This window comes from Streptomyces canus, from assembly GCF_041435015.1.
GTDB classification, from domain to species: Bacteria; Actinomycetota; Actinomycetes; order Streptomycetales; family Streptomycetaceae; genus Streptomyces; species Streptomyces canus_G.
Window position 1 is genome coordinate 4,408,265 of sequence record NZ_CP107989.1, and the last position, 16,559, is coordinate 4,424,823.

15 protein-coding genes are annotated in these 16,559 nt (G+C 69.3%); 5 read left to right on the plus strand and 10 right to left on the minus strand.

Features of this window, described 5'->3' with window-relative positions:
• Window positions 1–14 precede the first annotated feature (14 nt).
• Window positions 15–374, minus strand: coding sequence for an NADH-quinone oxidoreductase subunit A (locus OG841_RS19825; RefSeq protein ID WP_007383963.1), 360 nt, complete (start codon window positions 372–374; stop codon window positions 15–17).
• A gap of 734 nt (window positions 375–1,108) precedes the next feature.
• Between OG841_RS19825 and OG841_RS19830 the strand changes: the two genes are divergently transcribed.
• Together OG841_RS19830 and def are read left to right on the plus strand one after the other, a co-directional pair.
• A complete protein-coding gene (locus tag OG841_RS19830) occupies window positions 1,109–1,915 on the plus strand; it encodes a C40 family peptidase (RefSeq protein ID WP_328640307.1) in 807 nt (268 codons plus the stop codon).
• A gap of 751 nt (window positions 1,916–2,666) precedes the next feature.
• Complete coding sequence (gene def / locus OG841_RS19835; RefSeq protein WP_306977733.1) at window positions 2,667–3,314, plus strand: peptide deformylase; 648 nt, start codon at window positions 2,667–2,669, stop codon at window positions 3,312–3,314.
• A 105-nt stretch (window positions 3,315–3,419) separates the two neighbouring features.
• Here def and OG841_RS19840 read toward each other — a convergent pair whose 3' ends face one another.
• The gene (locus tag OG841_RS19840) at window positions 3,420–4,706 is read right to left on the minus strand and encodes a geranylgeranyl reductase family protein (RefSeq protein WP_057608008.1); all 1,287 of its coding nucleotides are present in this window, start codon (window positions 4,704–4,706) and stop codon (window positions 3,420–3,422) included.
• 122 nt (window positions 4,707–4,828) lie between these two features.
• Here OG841_RS19840 and OG841_RS19845 point away from each other — a divergent pair, with 122 nt between their 5' ends.
• Window positions 4,829–5,353, plus strand: coding sequence for a GNAT family N-acetyltransferase (locus OG841_RS19845; RefSeq protein WP_328640306.1), 525 nt, complete (start codon window positions 4,829–4,831; stop codon window positions 5,351–5,353).
• A gap of 110 nt (window positions 5,354–5,463) precedes the next feature.
• A complete protein-coding gene (locus tag OG841_RS19850) occupies window positions 5,464–5,784 on the plus strand; it encodes a PASTA domain-containing protein (protein ID WP_328643621.1) in 321 nt (106 codons plus the stop codon).
• A 90-nt stretch (window positions 5,785–5,874) separates the two neighbouring features.
• On the opposite strand, the gene OG841_RS19855 is transcribed toward OG841_RS19850, so the two are convergent.
• From OG841_RS19855 to OG841_RS19870, 4 genes are read right to left on the minus strand one after another with little or no spacing between them, the layout of a single operon-like run.
• Window positions 5,875–6,570 carry a demethylmenaquinone methyltransferase gene (locus OG841_RS19855; protein ID WP_328640305.1) on the minus strand — a complete coding sequence of 232 codons (696 nt, stop codon included), beginning with the start codon at window positions 6,568–6,570 and terminating at the stop codon, window positions 5,875–5,877.
• Window positions 6,567–7,871 (minus strand): acyltransferase family protein, encoded by a 1,305-nt coding sequence (locus OG841_RS19860; RefSeq protein WP_328640304.1) that lies wholly within the window; start codon window positions 7,869–7,871, stop codon window positions 6,567–6,569. Before OG841_RS19860 ends, OG841_RS19855 begins: the two co-directional genes overlap by 4 nt.
• On the minus strand, window positions 7,868–10,150 hold the full coding sequence (locus OG841_RS19865) for a bifunctional polysaccharide deacetylase/glycosyltransferase family 2 protein (protein ID WP_328640303.1): 2,283 nt from the start codon (window positions 10,148–10,150) through the stop codon (window positions 7,868–7,870). The genes OG841_RS19860 and OG841_RS19865 overlap by 4 nt, the downstream gene beginning before the upstream one ends.
• Before the next feature lie 17 nt (window positions 10,151–10,167).
• On the minus strand, window positions 10,168–10,569 hold the full coding sequence (locus tag OG841_RS19870) for a hypothetical protein (RefSeq protein WP_371566324.1): 402 nt from the start codon (window positions 10,567–10,569) through the stop codon (window positions 10,168–10,170).
• Between the two features lie 305 nt (window positions 10,570–10,874).
• Here OG841_RS19870 and OG841_RS19875 point away from each other — a divergent pair, with 305 nt between their 5' ends.
• Window positions 10,875–11,903 carry a chitinase gene (locus OG841_RS19875; RefSeq protein WP_371566326.1) on the plus strand — a complete coding sequence of 343 codons (1,029 nt, stop codon included), beginning with the start codon at window positions 10,875–10,877 and terminating at the stop codon, window positions 11,901–11,903.
• Window positions 11,904–11,988: 85 nt separating this feature from the next.
• Here OG841_RS19875 and OG841_RS19880 read toward each other — a convergent pair whose 3' ends face one another.
• From OG841_RS19880 to OG841_RS19895, 4 genes are all read right to left on the minus strand, one after another.
• On the minus strand, window positions 11,989–12,576 hold the full coding sequence (locus OG841_RS19880) for an imidazolonepropionase-like domain-containing protein (RefSeq protein ID WP_371566328.1): 588 nt from the start codon (window positions 12,574–12,576) through the stop codon (window positions 11,989–11,991).
• A 7-nt stretch (window positions 12,577–12,583) separates the two neighbouring features.
• Window positions 12,584–13,783, minus strand: coding sequence for a cyclic dehypoxanthinyl futalosine synthase (gene mqnC / locus OG841_RS19885; RefSeq protein WP_371566330.1), 1,200 nt, complete (start codon window positions 13,781–13,783; stop codon window positions 12,584–12,586).
• 71 nt (window positions 13,784–13,854) lie between these two features.
• Window positions 13,855–14,583, minus strand: a complete 729-nt coding sequence (locus tag OG841_RS19890; RefSeq protein WP_371566332.1) for a prepilin peptidase — start codon at window positions 14,581–14,583, stop codon at window positions 13,855–13,857.
• Window positions 14,580–16,541 carry a serine/threonine-protein kinase gene (locus OG841_RS19895; protein ID WP_371566334.1) on the minus strand — a complete coding sequence of 654 codons (1,962 nt, stop codon included), beginning with the start codon at window positions 16,539–16,541 and terminating at the stop codon, window positions 14,580–14,582. The genes OG841_RS19890 and OG841_RS19895 overlap by 4 nt, the downstream gene beginning before the upstream one ends.
• Between the last annotated feature and the right edge of the window lie 18 nt (window positions 16,542–16,559).

Genomic DNA, 16,559 nt, shown 5'->3' on the forward strand with positions numbered 1-16,559 from the left:
GAGTTAAAGGCCCCTCAGTCCCATTCCAGGCCGCCGCGCCGCCATACGTACGCGTACGCGACGAAGACGGTGAGCACGAAGAGCAGCATCTCCACGAGCCCGAAAACACCCAGGGCGTCGAAGGTGACGGCCCAGGGGTAGAGGAAGACGATCTCGATGTCGAAGACGATGAAGAGCATCGCCGTCAGGTAGTACTTGATGGGGAAGCGCCCGCCGCCGGCCGGCGTGGGGGTCGGCTCGATCCCGCACTCGTAGGCCTCGAGCTTGGCCCGGTTGTACCGCTTCGGACCGATCAGCGTGGCCATGACCACGGAGAAGATCGCAAAGCCTGCCCCGAGGGCTCCCAGTACGAGGATGGGCGCATAAGCGTTCACCGCTCCTCGCTCCTCTCAGTCGGCACTGACTGCTGGCGATGGCATCGGACTCACACCCGACTCACACGTCCCTCCGACCTCCGTCTGTCCCAACGAAGATCGCGAACATGTGAAGCAGGTCACAAGCCCAACTGACCCGCATCCTATGCCTGCCGGTCTGTGATCTGCGACACGGGGTATTGCACAAGCTTTGTGATCTCCACCACCAGACGAAGGATCATGAAGTCGGATCAGCGGTGATCTTCACACGAGAAGCGTCCGAGTGATCACCAGAGGTGACATTTCCGCTAGTCGGCGCAGGTCGAGAGAGGCGTCTCCATATCAAGAGACTTCCCCTGCATGCAAATTGGTGCTGGACGCGACGGCTTGGTAGAGGACCGCGTTCACACATCAGAGGGACGCGCGAGGGCCGATGTGGACGCGTGCACACATTCACGAGCGCGGATCACCTCCGGACGCAGCCGTCGCCGTAACCGTTGCGTGACCTCCGCCACACGCGTGAGAGCTCCACAAGCAGGGGGCTTGGCCATCGGCCTCAACGGATGGTAGATGCGGGGCAATTGGGGCGTAACAGCGAAAGGCCATGATCACAGGCTTGATCACGAGAGTCCGCAATGTCCGTTAGGGCGTCAATAAAGAGACCGACACCGGGGATTCGGGCCAGCGATTGAACAACTGTGGCGCAGCCCACGTTTCTTGAAGGTATGGAGGAGCCCCTGATACCAGTTGGTCTCATGTCCCACACCGCTCACATACGCAGCCACCGGAAACCCCGCCGCAGCGCGACGACTTCGATCGCCGTCCGCGCCGGCGTCGCCGGTGGCGTGCTCAGCATGGCAGCGGCGGGCGCGTCGGCTTCGGCGTTCGCCGCCGAGTCGACGACGCAGACCCTCGAACTGCCCACCCTGTCGGCCGACCTGGGCAGCCAGGTCGCCGAGTCCGCCGACGCGATGCAGCAGGCTGCCGCCAACTACCAGCTGCAGGCCGAGCGTGATGCGGCCGCCGCAAAGGCCGCGAAGCAGGCCAAGGCGGACCTCGCGGAGGCCAAGAAGAAGGCGGAGGCCAAGAAGAAGGCCGAGGAGGCCCGCAGGGCCGCCGCCGAGGAAGCCGCCTCGCGCAGCACCGAGCGGACCACGCTGTCCGCCTCGGCGAGCGCCAGTGTCTCCACGAGCTCGTCCACGGCCACCGGTTCGGCCGCGGCCGTCATCGCCTTCGTGAAGGCACAGGTCGGTGACGCCTACGTCTCCGGCGGCACCGGCCCCAACTCCTGGGACTGCTCCGGCCTCGTCCAGGCCGCGTTCAGCCAGATCGGCGTCGACCTGCCGCGTGTCTCGCAGGACCAGTCGACCGCGGGTACCCAGGTCTCGCTGAGCAACCTCCAGCCGGGCGACATCCTGTACTGGGGCAGCGCGGGCAGCGCGTACCACGTGGCGGTGTACGTCGGCGACGGCATGTTCGTCGGCGCGCAGAACCCCTCGACGGGCGTCGCCGAGAAGCCGCTGTCCTACGACCCGCCGACCGGAGCGGTGCGGGTGCTCTGACACCGGAACAGCTTGGTGGGGCCGCAGCCGCTCGGGGGCAGCGGCCCCACTGATGTATCCCCCCGTGTGCACCCAAGTGCACCCAAATGGCAGAGGTTCCCTTTCCGGGGGCCGGTAGAGCTCCCACGCCCGACCGCTCGGCGTCCGAATTGTCCGCGTCCAGCAGCGCGTTGACCGTGAGCCGGGCCGACTCGTTGGCGCCTTCCATCGACGCCGGATCCACGCCCGTGCGGATGCCGTCGCCGGCGAGGAAGAGGTTCAGGACCGCTGTGCGCGCCGTGGGGCGGCTGTAGAGCGTGCCCGTGGGGTGGATGAGGAGTCGATCGCGGTCGCGCGGGGCGGGGCCGCCCAGGCCCGTCACCGCCGGGTCCACGAACCAGCCGAGCCGCCCTCGTCCCCGAGGGTCGTCTTCCCGGAGTCGTTCAGGACGCCCTTGAGTTGGGCCCAGAGCGCCGGGCTTGTCCTGTTCGGAGATGATCGCGGAAAGGCAGTCCCGGGTCGTCCGTCGCCATGGCCGCGCGGGTCGTGGGAGCGCAGATGCCCCGCCCCCACGGCCCCTCACGTGACCGCCCGCTTCCCCCGGTCCCCGCCCGCCGTCAGGAACCGTCTGTGGCCGGTCTGCTCCTGGGGCTGTTCGATGTGTTCTGTTGTCATGGGCAACGGGGGGCAAGGAGAGGTTCCGGAGGCCGGAACCCCCGGGGCCCGCCGCCCAGAGCATCCTCACCACCGGCATCGAACAGGAGACATCACCATGCCCAGTGTGTTCGTCCAGGGCAGGCCCACCGACTCGTATCCGCGTCTCGCCCCCGAAGCCCGGCGCGGGCAGGTCCGGCGCATCACCGAGGTCGGCGAGGAGGTGCTGCACAAGCCGTGCCGGGACGTGACCGAGTTCGGGCCCGACCTCGCCGCGCTGATCGACGACATGTTCCTGACGATGTACATCGCGGACGGGGCGGGCCTCGCGGCCAACCAGGTCGACGTCGATCTGCGGCTTTTCGTCTACGACTGCCCGGACGACGACGGGGTCCGGCATGTCGGGCACATCGTCAACCCGGTGCTCGAGCAGTTCGACCCGGCCGGGCGCAGGCTGCTCGACGACAGCGAGGGGTGCCTGTCGGTGCCGGGCGCCGTGATGGACGTACCGCGTCCGGACCGGGCCGTGGTCCACGGGTTCGACAAGGACGGCGAACCGCTCGTGATCGAGGGGACCGGGTACTTCGCGCGCTGCCTGGCCCACGAGACCGACCATGTGAACGGGCACGTGTATCTGGACCGGCTGTCCAGTCGGGACCGCAAGGAGGCGCTGCGGCAGGTGGCGGACCGGCGGGACGAGGTGTTCGCCCGCCGGGCGGCCAACATCGAGGCGCTGAACGGCGGTCAGGGCACCGTCAGCGCCTGAGGGAGTGGACCAGCGCCCACACCGACACCGCGATGAGGATGACGAACACGGGTAACGCGACCCCTACGTCCATCCCTCCACGGTGCTCCGTCCGAGGGGCTCCCGTCACGCCTTCGGCGCCACCTTGCTCAGCCCGTTGATGATCCGGTCCATCGCGTCGCCGCCCGTGGGGTCGGTGAGGTTGGCGAGCATCTTAAGGGTGAACTTCATGAGCAGCGGGTGGGTCAGGCCGCGCTGGGCCGCGATCTTCATGACCTTCGGGTTGCCGATGAGCTTCACGAAGGCGCGGCCCAGCGTGTAGTAGCCGCCATAGGTGTCCTTGAGGACGCGCGGGTAGCGCTGCAGGGCCATCTCGCGCCCCGCGGGGGTGGAGCGGGCGTGGGCCTGGACGATGACGTCGGCGGCGATCTGGCCGGACTCCATGGCGTAGGCGATGCCTTCGCCGTTGAAGGGGTTCACCATGCCGCCGGCGTCGCCGACCAGGAGCAGGCCCTTGGTGTAGTGCGGCTGGCGGTTGAAGGCCATCGGCAGGGCGGCACCGCGGATCGGGCCGGTCATGTTGTCCGGGGTGTAGCCCCACTCCTCCGGCATCGAGGCGCACCAGGCCTTCAGCACCTCGCGCCAGTCGAGCTCCTTGAAGGAGTCGGAGGTGTTCAGGACGCCGAGGCCGACGTTGGAGGTGCCGTCGCCCATGCCGAAGATCCAGCCGTAGCCGGGCAGCAGCCGGTCCTCGCCGGGACCGCGGCGGTCCCACAGCTCCAGCCAGGACTCCAGGTAGTCGTCCTCGTGCCGCGGGGACTCGAAGTACGTCCGTACGGCCACGCCCATCGGGCGGTCCTCGCGGCGGTGCAGGCCCATCGCGAGGGAGAGCCGGGTGGAGTTGCCGTCGGCGGCGACGACAAGGGGCGCGTGGAAGGTGACTTCGCGCTTGTCCTCCCCCAGCTTCGCGTGGACGCCGGTGATGCGGCCCGTGCGGTCGTCGATGATCGGGGCACCGACGTTGCAGCGCTCGAACAGCCGCGCCCCGGCCTTCTGGGCCTGGCGGGCGAGCTGCTCGTCGAAGTCGTCGCGCTTGCGGACGAGGCCGTAGTCGGGGAAGGAGGCGAGATCCGGCCAGTCCAGCTGGAGGCGTACGCCGCCGCCGATGATCCTGAGACCCTTGTTCCGCAGCCAGCCGGCCTCTTCGGAGATGTCGATGCCCATCGCCACGAGCTGTTTGGTGGCACGCGGCGTGAGGCCGTCGCCGCAGACCTTCTCGCGCGGGAACTCGGTCTTCTCCAGCAGGAGCACGTCGAGTCCGGACTTGGCGAGGTGGTACGCGGTCGTGGAGCCGGCCGGCCCCGCGCCGACGACGATGACATCGGCGGTGTTCTCGGACAGGGGCTCGGTCACGGCGGGATCTCCCCAGGCTCGGAATCAAGTTCGGAATCAAGTTCTGAATCCGCGTGCCGACCGGCACTGGACATGGGCAGTCTATTCAGCAGAATTGATCACCCGGCTGAAGGGCTGCCCCAGTGAACCGAGCTCTGCCCGTAGTACGGCTGCGCGTCCCCACCGACGAGGACGCCGTCGCCTGGCACCGGATCTTCGACGACCCGGACGTCATGGAGTTCCACGGCGGCAGGTCCGCGGAGCTGTACGTCTATGAGGAGCTCACCGCGCGCCAGCGCCGGCACGACGCCGAGCGGGGCTTCTGTCTGTGGACCATGGTTGACGAGAGCGGGCAGGTCGTCGGCTTCACCGGTGCCCAGCCGTGGCCGCAGGACTGGGGGCCGACGGGCGAGATCGAGATCGGGTGGCGGCTCGGGCGGACCTACTGGGGCCAGGGGTACGCCACGGCGGCCGCGCAGCTGACCCTGGAGCGGCTCAGGGCGGCGGGCGTGACGGACGTGGTGGCGATGGTCAGACCCGGAAACGAACGGTCGATCTCGGTCGCCAAGCGCCTCGGAATGGAACTCGCGGAGACCTTCACGCACCCCCGCTACAACGAAGAGGCGCTCTGCTTCCGACTCCCCCTGCGGATCAGTCACACAGAGTAGCGCTCTGTTACAGAAAGACACGCGACACTTCCTGCCGCCGCAGGGCCGGAGTTACCCTTCCAGTACCGCTGGGGGTGACATCTGTGCGCATAACACCCAAGACGCCCGAAGTGCGCGTACCGCGTCTGGTCGGACTCATGGCCGTCGACGCACGCGAGACGACCCAGGCACAGGGCCTGTTCGTCAGTGCGCCGGATCGCAAGGACTTCCACCAGGCCGTCGTCGACTATGTCGTACGCCAGTACCCGCAGGCCGGCGCGGAGGTGCCGCGGGACTCGGTGGTGTACGTGTGGTTCGACCTCGGCCCCGGTGAGGGCGGCGGGGGCATCCGCGAGCCCCGCATCCCCAGGCCCCCGAGCGGCGGCCTCCAGCGCGAACTGGACGAGCCGGGAGACCCGTACGCCGTGCGCTGTACGACGGGGCTCGGCTGACCCGCGTCGTACAGACCCGGGCCGTTCAGACCCGGGCCGTTCAGACCCGGTGGGATCCGACCCGGTCCGTACACGTCACGGAGCCGCTCCTCAGCTCTCCTTGACGCCCCGGTGCAGGGCCACGATCCCGCCCGTCAGGTTCCGCCACGCCACCTTCGACCAGCCGGCCTTCCGGAGTCGCTCCGCCAGGGCCGGCTGGTTCGGCCAGGCGCGGATGGACTCGGCGAGGTAGACGTAGGCGTCGGGGTTGGAGGAGACCGCGCGGGCCACCGGCGGCAGGGCGCGCATCAGGTACTCGGTGTAGACCGTGCGGAAGGGCGCCCAGGTGGGGTGCGAGAACTCGCAGATCACGACCCGGCCGCCGGGCTTGGTCACCCGGTACATCTCGCGCAGCGCGGTGTCGGTGTCCTGGACGTTGCGCAGCCCGAAGGAGATGGTGACGGCGTCGAAGGTGTCGTCCTTGAAGGGCAGCTTCGTCGCGTCGCCCGCGGTGAACGGCAGCCAGGTGTGCTTCCGCTTGCCGACCTGGAGCATGCCGATCGAGAAGTCGCAGGGCACGACATAGGCGCCGGTGCGGGCGAAGGGCAGCGACGAGGTGGCCGTGCCCGCCGCCAGGTCCAGGATCTTCTGGGCGGGGCGGGCGTCGACGGCCCTGGCGACCTCCTTGCGCCACACCCGGTCCTGACCGAGCGACAGCACGTCGTTCGTCAGGTCGTACCGTTCCGCCACGTCGTCGAACATCGAGGCGACTTCGTGCGGCTGCTTGTTCAGGGAAGCGCGGGTCACGTCCCCATTCTTGCAGGCCGCCCTCCCGGAAGAAGCTGCGGCTTCTTCTTCCCGGCCACGTCCTCCACCCATCCGCACAGCAGCACGAACACCGCGATCAGGATCCAGCCGACGCCGAACATGAACCACTGGCTCTCCAGCGGCAGCCATCTCTCGAACGCGGGCACGTTCCAGAACTGGTCGATCAGCGGCACGGCGAGGATCAGCGCGATCTCGTGCCACAGGTAGATCGTCACCGCGCGGGAGTTGAAGATCGTGACGACCCGGTCGGTCCGCCGGAAGCGGGTGAGCCAGGCGAAGTCGATCCCGAAGCACGACTTGGCCCACATCAGGAGCGTCACGTACCCGGCCGACCAGAAGGCCTGGGCGAGAGGGATGTCGTCGAGGTCGTACGACCCGGTCTCGGCCTGGTGGGTGAAGGCGTACCAGCCGCCGAACCCGATCGCGGCGAGCGAGAGAACGACGACGGCCGGCGCCTTCAGCCGCTCGAGGACCCCGTCCCGATGGGCGAAGCCCAGGATCCAGCAGAACAGGAAGGTGGCCAGGTCCGTCAGCGCGCTGCCGAGGCGGTTGTCCGGCGGCTCCCACAGGAACTGGAAGACCACGATCGGGGCCAGGGACAGCAGCAGGACCGGCACCGGAGCCGGCCGGAACACCTTCAGCAGCACCGGGGACAGCAGGACGAACCACAGGTACGTCCGCAGGTACCAGAGGATCTCCCAGGCCTGCTCGCCCCACGCGTTGCCCGGCGGATCGCCGAGCGGCACGATCCAGTAGACGATCTGCCAGCCCGGCATCCAGTCGTGGACCAGCATCGCGAGGACCACGAAGACGCCCCAGAACCAGAACGGCGGCAGCAGGCGGCGCATCCGGCTCCTGACCACCGTGAGGGCGGGCCGCTCCAGGGACTTCGCCATCAGCGTGCCGGCCAGGCCGAACATGATCCCCATGGAGGGGAAGACCATGCCGGCCCAGGCCCACCCGAAGGTGTGATAGGTGACGACCCGGATCAGGGCGACGGCCCGGAGGGTGTCGAAGTAGCGGTCGCGGCCCGGGGGCCGAGACGGAGGCTTCTCCTCCTCCGCCTCGGCGTCAGCGGGGGCTCCGGGAACCGGCGGCTCCGGCTCCACGCCCTGTCCGTAGTGGCCGTGGTCGACGTGCTCCTGGGGATACGGCTGCTGCTGCGGATACGGTTGAGCCTGCGGCTGCGGCTGCTCTACGTACCCCGAGTACCCGTACTCATAGCCGTACCCCTGTTGCTGACAGCCCTGCTGCTGATACCCCTGCTGCTCCCAGCTCATCGGCCCACCCCCGCCGGGGTCCCGACCTCGCCGGTCCGCTTCAGTTTCTGCCAGCGCAGCCGGCCACCGGTGAGCGCGGTGATGCAGGAGTGGATCAGGACGAGGTACATCATCTGGCGGTAGGCCAACTGCTGGAGCGGCATCATCAGCAGATAGCGGTACTTCTCCTTGTCCAGCTTGAAGGCGTACGCCGCGCACACGAGCTGGACGCCGAGGACCGCGAGCCACGCGTACAGCGCCGCCCGGAAGTCGACGAAGATCATCGAGTAGGCGGTGAACACGTCGATCAGCGGGGCGAAGACCGGTGTGACGATCTGGAAGATCACCACCAGTGGCATGCCGACCCGGCCGAAGCGGCCCGAGGGACCCTTGTCCGTGAGGGACTTGCGGTGCTTCCACAGCGCCTGCATGGTGCCGTACGACCACCGGTAGCGCTGCGACCACAGCTGCTTGAGGGAGCCGGGCGCCTCGGTCCACGCGCGTGCGTGCTCCTGGTAGACGACCCGCCGGCCCGCGCGGTGCATCGCGATGGTGATGTCGGTGTCCTCGGCGAGGGTGTCCTCGCTCATCCCGCCGACCTGGAGGACCGCCTCGCGGCGGAACGCGCCGATCGCGCCCGGGATGGTGGGCATGCAGCGCAGCAGGTCGTACATCCGGCGGTCGAGGTTGAAGCCCATCACGTACTCGATGTGCTGCCAGGCACCGATGACCGTGTCGCGGTTGCCGACCTTGGCGTTGCCGGCGACCGCGCCGACCTCCGGGTTCGCGAAGGGCTGCACCAGCTGCCGTACGGTGTCCGGTTCGAAGACGGTGTCGCCGTCCATCATCACGACGATGTCGTGACTGGCGCTGCGGACACCGTTGTTGAGGGCGGCCGGCTTGCCCGCGTTCTCCTGGCGGATGACCCGGACGTTGGTCATGCCCAGCGAGCGGGCCGCCTCGCGGGCGATCTCGGAGGTGCCGTCCGAGGAGCCGTCGTCGACGACGACGACCTCGATCGGATGGGTGCTCCTCGCCAGCGACTCCAGCGTGTTGGCGATGCACTCCTTCTCGTTGTACGCCGGCACGATCACGGTCACCGGCCGGGTGACCGTGGGTCCCCAGCTGAAGCGGCGTTTGTTGCGCAGCCGGTAGTGGCGGCGGGCGAGGATCAGCATCATCCCGAACCGGCCCATGACGGCCACACCCACAATCACGAGTCCGACCGACAGCGTGGGCACGGTGTACTCGGCGACGGCGACGGCCACGACGAGCGCCTTGCCCTCGTAGAGGGTCGCGCCGGTGGCCTCGCGGTGCGCGGCCTGGAGGCGGTCGGTGCCGTTCCGACTCCCGCCCCGGAGCTGTCCGCCCGCGGCGCCGGTCGGGGCGTTCGCCTGCTGTCCCGCGCGGGCAGCCGTGTTCTGCGCCTCGACGACCCCGCTGATGGTGGTGAAGGTGTAGCCCTTCGCCCGCATCTTCTCGATGTACTCCGGCAACGCCTTGATCGTCTGCTCACGGTCGCCGCCGGCGTCGTGCATCAGCACGGAGGCGCCCGACGTCCCGGACGGCGTGGCCCACTGGACGATCTTCGAGACGCCCGGCTTCTTCCAGTCGTCGCTGTCGGTGTCGACGAAGACGCTGGTGTAGCCCTCCTCGCCGAGCTTCTTGTACACGGGCCAGCTGTAGTTGTCGATCGCGTCCGTCTCCGAGGAGTACGGCGCCCGGAACAGCGTGGTGGTGATGCCGGCCGCGCCCGCGAGGGCGAGCTGCGTCTGGGTCATCTCGCGCCGGATACGGGCGTCGCTCTGGTAGGAGAGGTCGACGTGGGTGAAGGTGTGGATGCCCACCTCGTCGCCCTGGTCGACCATGTCCTGCACGATCCCCGGGTAGCGCGAGACCATCGAGCCGACCAGGAAGAAGGTGGCCGGGACGTCGTACTTCTTGAGGATCTTCAGGACCTGGGGCGTGTACGTCGGGTTCGGGCCGTCGTCAAAGGTGAGCGCGATGGTCTTGGCCGGCACGGAGGTCGTGGTGGCCTGGCCGCCCCGGAAGCTGATGATCGGCCCGCCGTTGAGGATCTTGTCGGGGACCTTGCTGGAGCTGGCGCCGTCGCGCACCCGCTCGTCGCCGCCGACCTCGGCGCGCAGATAGCCGTCGAGCAGCATCACGCTGGTCAGGCCGAGCAGGAGCAGCAGGGCGAGGATGACCCGCGGTTTCTGCAACGCCGCGGCCTTGCCCGCCGCCCGCTCGATGCGGGTGGGGGCACGCCGGCGGCCGCGGGAGGGCGTCGTCGTGGTCATGTGGTGGGCCGTTTCGGTCAGTGGGAGCCAGCGGAGGCGGTCGCGGTCGGGACGGTGCTCGGCGGAGCGCCCGTGGCGGTGCCCGTGGGCGGAGTGCCGGAGGGCCTCGACGGCGGGGTGCCGATACCGCCCTGCGGCTGGAGGCCGCCGGGGCCGGAGTTCGAGGAACCGCCGGGACCGCCGCCCGCGAAGGGCAGCAGCGTCGTACTGGAGACGCCGATGCCCATGAAGGCCAGGCCCAGCACGACGGCGTACCCGAGGGACAGGACGCCGAGGAGAAGGCCGATCCGGCGCAGCAGCTTGGAGCGGCGTCCGGAGTTGTCAACGAACACCGGGCCCTCGGCGGACCCGTTACTACCGCGTTTGCGGCGGCGACCGCGCGTGTCCGCACGGTTTTCGATGGCAGTCTCGGAATGCATTCTCCAGACGTTAAGGAGTCTTTATGTGACCGAGTCATCCATTCTTGTGAGACGCATATGAGAAACGCCTTAACCTGTCTTTTCCCTGAGAGATTTCACGAACGCCTGCGCAGGTCGCCATGGAGGGAAGTGAGCCGAATGCCCCATTCATTTTGCCCGTTTGGACCGATTCACGCGATGCGACCCATGGATCTTCTGTGTATCGACTGTCGCTTTGAACACCGGCTTCGTATGAGACGTTCTCCTTTCGAATGACCCCTTGTTTCCAGCCTGAGACGAAAATCACGAGAGCGGGTGCATGAACAATGCGGGGTTTCCTGAGGCCGGCCGCCGGGCTCACTTGTCTGTTTGCCCTGGCCATGACGGGGTGCTCCGCCGAATCCGACAGCGCCTCGGACGCGGAGCCTCCGGAACAGAGCAGCGCCTCGGCGTCGGCGTCGGAAGCCGCTTCCTCGGTCACCGCGTACGCGCCCTACGTCAGCGCTGACGAAGCGTCCGACAACGACTCCGCGGGCTCACCCTCGGTGTACAACCTCGCGTTCGTGATCGCCGACGGCAGTGCCTGTACGCCTTCCTGGAACGGCGCGTCCGCCATCGGCGACTCGTCGGTCACGTCCCGGATCAGCGCGCTGAAGGAGGACGGGGCTCGGGTACGGGTCTCCTTCGGCGGGGCCTCCGGGAAGGAGCTGGCCGAGACCTGCTCCACCGCGGCCAAACTGGCTGCGGCTTATGGGAAGGCACTGGACGCCGCCGGTTCCTCACTCGCCGACTTCGACATCGAGGGGGACGCGCTGACCGACTCCGACTCGGTGAAGCTGCGGTCCGAGGCGATCGCGTTGCTCCAGGAGGAACGGAGCGATCTCGCCGTCTCGTTCACGCTTCCCGTGATGCCGTCCGGGCTCGACGACGACAGTGTGGCGTTGCTGGAGTCCGCGAACGACAAGTCGGTTCAGGTGTCGACCGTCAACATCATGACGATGAACTACGGGGAGTCGTACGACGGGGACATGGGGGATTACGCGATCACTTCGGCGAAGGCGGCGCAGGCTCAGTTGCGGGACGTGTTCGGTACGTCCGATTCCACTGCGTGGCAGGCCATGGCGCTCACCTCGATGATCGGGACGAATGATGTGAACGGAGAGACGTTCACGTTGTCCGACGCGGCTCAGGTGCGGGAGTTCGCCGAGTCGAAGGAGGTGGCGTGGGTGTCCATGTGGTCGACGTTTCGGGATCAGGAGTGCGATGCGGGGAACTCGGATGAGGATGACCCGTTGACCAATTGCAGTGGGGTTTCTCAGAGTTCGGGGGCGTTCGGGGAGGTGTTGGGTGGTTGAGTTTTGGGTGCGGGCCCGGTGAGGGCTGGTCGCGCCCACGCGGCGGAGCCGCAAATCGATACAGCCCCGCGCCCCTGAAGGCCCCTTACCTACGCCGGTGCAACAACCGGCCCTTGATCACCGTTGCCACGCAGGTTGTCAGCTCTGGGGTTTCGAAGATCGCGAAAGTGGCCTCGGCCTGGGGGAGCAGAGGGTTGGCGAATGACTCGGAGGTCAGTGAAGGCCGGCCCACGGGATCCGCGAGCCGTTGCTCGATCGTCAGCCCCGATCGGTGGACGGCGTCGATCACCGCGGGGCGTCGCAGCTCACCCCTCACCGCCACCACCCCGCGCGCCAGCATCCGCTGCACCCCCCGCCTTGCGCTCGCACCCCAACGGGCGTCGGTCATGCCCAGTGACTCCAGCGCCTCGCCCGAGATCGGCTCGCTGCCCAAGTCCTCACGCGGGTCCGGATGGTAGGCCTGCTCCAGGAGCTCCGGGCCGTACGGGTTCACCAGGCCCGGGGTGAGAACTCCCGGCCAGCGGCGCACCCTTGCCGTCGGATGTGCGGCGGCCAGCTCCTCGTAGACCTCTACGGCCGCGAGCCGCCGCCCCTCGACCAGTACCGCCCCACCGGGCAGCGGTGACCGTCCGTCGCCCGGGATCAGCAGGTCGGCGGTGTGGATCGTCAGCAAGACAGGCCTAGTTGGACGCGAGGATCTTCAGCTCGGGATGCGCCGTGCCGCCCGCGATCGCCGTGGAGGAGATGTGGGACATCACGCGCGCGTCGACGGGGTCGTTCGCCGGGTCGTCGTGGACGACGAGGTGCTCGTACGTGGTGGCGCGCTGGGCCGGGACCCGTCCCGCCGTACGGATCATGTCGATCATTTCCTGGAGGTTGGAGCGGTGCTTGGCACCGGCCGCCGAGACGACGTTCTCCTCCAGCATGACCGAGCCGAGGTCGTCCGCGCCGTAGTGCAGCGTCAGCTGGCCCGCGTCCTGGCCGGTGGTCAGCCAGGAGCCCTGGATGTGGGCGATGTTGTCCATGAAGAGCCGCGAGATCGCGATCATCCGCAGATACTCGAAGATCGTGGCCTGGGTGCGGCCCTTCAGGTGGTTGTTCATCGGCTGGTAGAGGTACGGGATGAACGCCCGGAAGCCGCCCGTCCGGTCCTGTACGTCACGGATCATCCGCAGGTGCTCGATGCGCTCGGCGTTGGTCTCACCGGTGCCCATGAGCATCGTGGAGGTGGACTCCACGCCCAGGTTGTGCGCCGTCTCCATGATCTCCAGCCAGCGCTCGCCGGACTCCTTGAGCGGCGCGATGGCCTTGCGGGGGCGCTCGGGGAGCATCTCGGCACCGGCGCCCGCGAACGAGTCGAGGCCGGCCGCGTGGATGCGCTGGATGGCCTCCTCCACGCTCACCTCGGAGATCCGGGCCATGTGCTCGACCTCGGACGCGCCCAGCGAGTGGATCACCAGCTGGGGGAAGTCCTTCTTGATGGCGGCGAAGTGCTTCTCGTAGTACTCGACGCCGTAGTCCGGGTGGTGGCCGCCCTGGAACATGATCTGCGTGCCGCCGAGTTCGACGGTCTCCGCGCACCGGCGCAGGATGTCGTCCAGGTCGCGGGTCCAGCCCTTGTCCTTGGCGGTCGGCGGGGCGTAGAACGCGCAGAACTTGCACGCCGTGACGCACACGTTGGTGTAGTTGATGTTCCGCTCGATGATGTACGTCGCGATGTGCTCCGTGCCCGCGTACCGACGGCGGCGCACGGCGTCCGCGGCGGAGCCCAGCGCGTGCAGCGGGGCGTCGCGGTAGAGGTCGAGCGCCTCCTCCGGAGTGATGCGCCCACCCTCGGCGGCACGGTCGAGGACGGACTGAAGGTCGGCCTTCTCGGTCACCGGGGCGTGCCTTTCGTCAAGGGTTCGGGCGGTCTCGGCCAGCCTACGCCAGCCCCCCGACAAGCCCGACCTCAGGCCGTGTACGCGCCGATCAGCAGCCCCGCGTACGCCCCCGTGATCAGGAACGGCCCGAACGGGATCGCCGTCTTGCGTCCCGCCCTGCCCACCAGGACCAGGACACCGCCGTAGAGCGCGCCGAGCAGGAAGCCGGCAAAGGTGCCGAGCAGCACGGTGTCCCAGCCGTACCAGCCCAGGACCGCCCCCGCCCCGAGCGCCAGCTTCACATCGCCGAAGCCCATGCCGCCGGGGTTGATCCGCCACAGCACCCAGTAGCCGGCGCCGAGCGCGAGGGCGCCGAACAGGGAGTTCAGCCAGTTCCCGGCGTGCTCGGGCACCAAAGAGACCGCCCCGAGCAGGGCGAGTGCGGCGGCCGCGAGGGGGAGGGTGAGCGGGTCGGGCAGTCGTCGTACGCGCAGGTCGATGACGGCCAGCAGGACGCCCACGGGGGCGAGCAGCAGCCAGACGGCGATCTCCGGGTGGGTGCCGGTGGCGGCGGCGAGGGCGGCGCAGAGGAGGGCGGTGACGGTGGAGAGGACCGGGGTGCTGGGGCCGTACGACTGCCGTGTGGCGCATGTCCCGCACCTCGCCCACCCGAGCCGGCCGCCCAGCGGGTGCCCGTCGGGGCAGGTCTCCCGCCACGGTTCCCCGGACGGGACGGAGTAGCGGTAGGCGGCGCGCGGCAGCAGCGAACCCGCCGCCGCTCCCCACAGTGCGGCGACGGCGACGAGCAGCTCCGTCACCGCTCGACCTTCGACATCCGCGCCTCGGGGTATCCCTCGGCCTCGCTCTCCGACGTGTACTTCAGGTCGTCGCCCACCGCGGTGAGGCGGACGGTGTGGGCGGTGGGGTTGCAGCCGGCGTGGTTGTCCTTCGCGCCGACGGCCGTGGTGACGAGCTCCGTCTCGGTGACCTGCTTCAGCGTGAGGACGTCGGTGCACTCGGCTCCGATCGCGTCGGTCTGCCGCAGCCGGCCCACCTCCTCGCCGACGCTCACCTTCTTGACGGTGATCCGGAAGGTCCCCATCGGCAGGCTCCCGCCGAGACCGCTCCCCTGCCCCTCCCAGGTGCCGAGGTAGCGGGCGGGGACCTCGGAAGGCCCGCTCGGCGCCGCGCTGGACGGCTGGGAGGATGCGGACGGCGGCGAGGAAGCCGAGGGCAGGGAGGCCGACGGTACGGAACTCGGGGCCGAGGAGTAGGCGTCGTTGCCGGGTCTGGAACTCGCCGAGTCGTCGTCGCCCCGGCCCGGCAGCAGGTCGAACAGGAACACCGACCCCACGGTCACCGCGGCCAGCGCCCCCGCGACCGCGAGCGCCACGGTGCAACTCATCCGGCGCCCGCGTCCGTTGTCCCCGGCCGCGGAGGTGGCGGCCACGGAGACGGAGAGCTTCCCGGGGCCGGGTCGCCGGTCGGAGGGCACCACCGTGTCGTGCGGCGCCGCGTCCCGGGGCTCGGGCACAAGGGGTCCGCCCGTGGTGGCCGACGGCGTGACCGGGAACGCCGGGGGGCCGGCCGCGGCAGCGGGAGGCGCTCCCGCGGACACCACCGGCATCACCGGCGGCGGCCCGAACGCACCGGCCGAACCCGAGGAACCGCCCGCACCGGAGGACCCACCCGAGCCCAAGGCTCCACTCGAACCCGACGCTCCACCGGAACCCGATGACCCACCCGAGCCCGAGCGACCACCCGGCCCAAACGGCCCACCCGGCCCGGACAAACCCCCCGCTTCCGGCGAAGCCCCTCCCACCGAAGGACTGCTGAACCCCACCGGCCCGGACGCCTGCTCCCCCGTCCGCTCACCCGTCGCCGCCTCAAGGTTCAGCAGCTGTACGGCACTGCGCCCCAGCTGCTCGACCAGCGCCCCCGGCAGCCATCCCGCCGCCACCAACCGAGCCGCGCCCTCAGGGGCGATCCGTCGGGCCAGTTCCCCCGGGGTCGGCCGGTCCTGTGCCGACTTGGACAGGCAGGCCCCCACGAGGTCCCGCAACTCGCCGGTCAGTGATCCGAGTTCGGGCTCCTCGTGGACCACCTTGTAGAGGAGGGAGGCCGAGGAGTCCCCCGGGAAGGGCGGTACCCCCGTGGCCGCGTAGGCCAGCACCGCGCCCAGGGAGAAGACGTCCGCCGCGCCCGACACCCCCTTGCTCAGGATCTGTTCGGGGGACATGTAGCCCGGCGAGCCGATGGAGACGCCGGTGGAGGTCAGGGACGCGGTGCCGTCGGTGGCGCGTGCGATGCCGAAGTCGATGAGGAGGGGGCCGTCGACGGTGAGCAGGACGTTGGAGGGCTTCACGTCCCGGTGGACCAGCCCCAGTCCGTGCACGGCCACGAGCGCCTCGGCAAGCCCCGCCCCCAGGACGCGTACGGAATGCTCGGGCAGCGGCCCCCCGTCCGTGACCGCCGAGGTCAGGGAAGGGCCCGCCGCGTACCCCGTGGCGACCCACGGCACCGCCGCCTCCGGGTCCGCGTCGAGGACCGGCGCGGTCCAGGCCCCGCCCACTCGCCGCGCCGCGTCGACCTCGCGGCGGAAGCGGGCACGGAACTCCTCGTCGAGCGCGAAGTGCGGGTGCACGATCTTGACGGCGACCGTGCGGCCCCCGGCACTGCGGCCGAGATAGACCCGGCCCATGCCACCGGAACCCAGTCGGCCGAGCAGCCGGTAGGGCCCCACGGCGGTGGGTTCGTCGACTCCCAGCGGCTGCATACCGGCCTCCCCCATAAG

Excerpts from the sequence above, each read along its gene's own strand:
- OG841_RS19830 (WP_328640307.1), top strand. The coding sequence starts at position 1,109 with ATGTCCCACACCGCTCACATACGCAGCCACCGGAAACCCCGCCGCAGC.
- def (WP_306977733.1), top strand. The coding sequence starts at position 2,667 with ATGCCCAGTGTGTTCGTCCAGGGCAGGCCCACCGACTCGTATCCGCGT.
- OG841_RS19860 (WP_328640304.1), bottom strand. The coding sequence starts at position 7,871 with ATGAGCTGGGAGCAGCAGGGGTATCAGCAGCAGGGCTGTCAGCAACAG.
- OG841_RS19865 (WP_328640303.1), bottom strand. The coding sequence starts at position 10,150 with ATGACCACGACGACGCCCTCCCGCGGCCGCCGGCGTGCCCCCACCCGC.
- OG841_RS19870 (WP_371566324.1), bottom strand. The coding sequence starts at position 10,569 with ATGCATTCCGAGACTGCCATCGAAAACCGTGCGGACACGCGCGGTCGC.
- OG841_RS19875 (WP_371566326.1), top strand. The coding sequence starts at position 10,875 with ATGCGGGGTTTCCTGAGGCCGGCCGCCGGGCTCACTTGTCTGTTTGCC.
- OG841_RS19895 (WP_371566334.1), bottom strand. The coding sequence starts at position 16,541 with ATGCAGCCGCTGGGAGTCGACGAACCCACCGCCGTGGGGCCCTACCGG.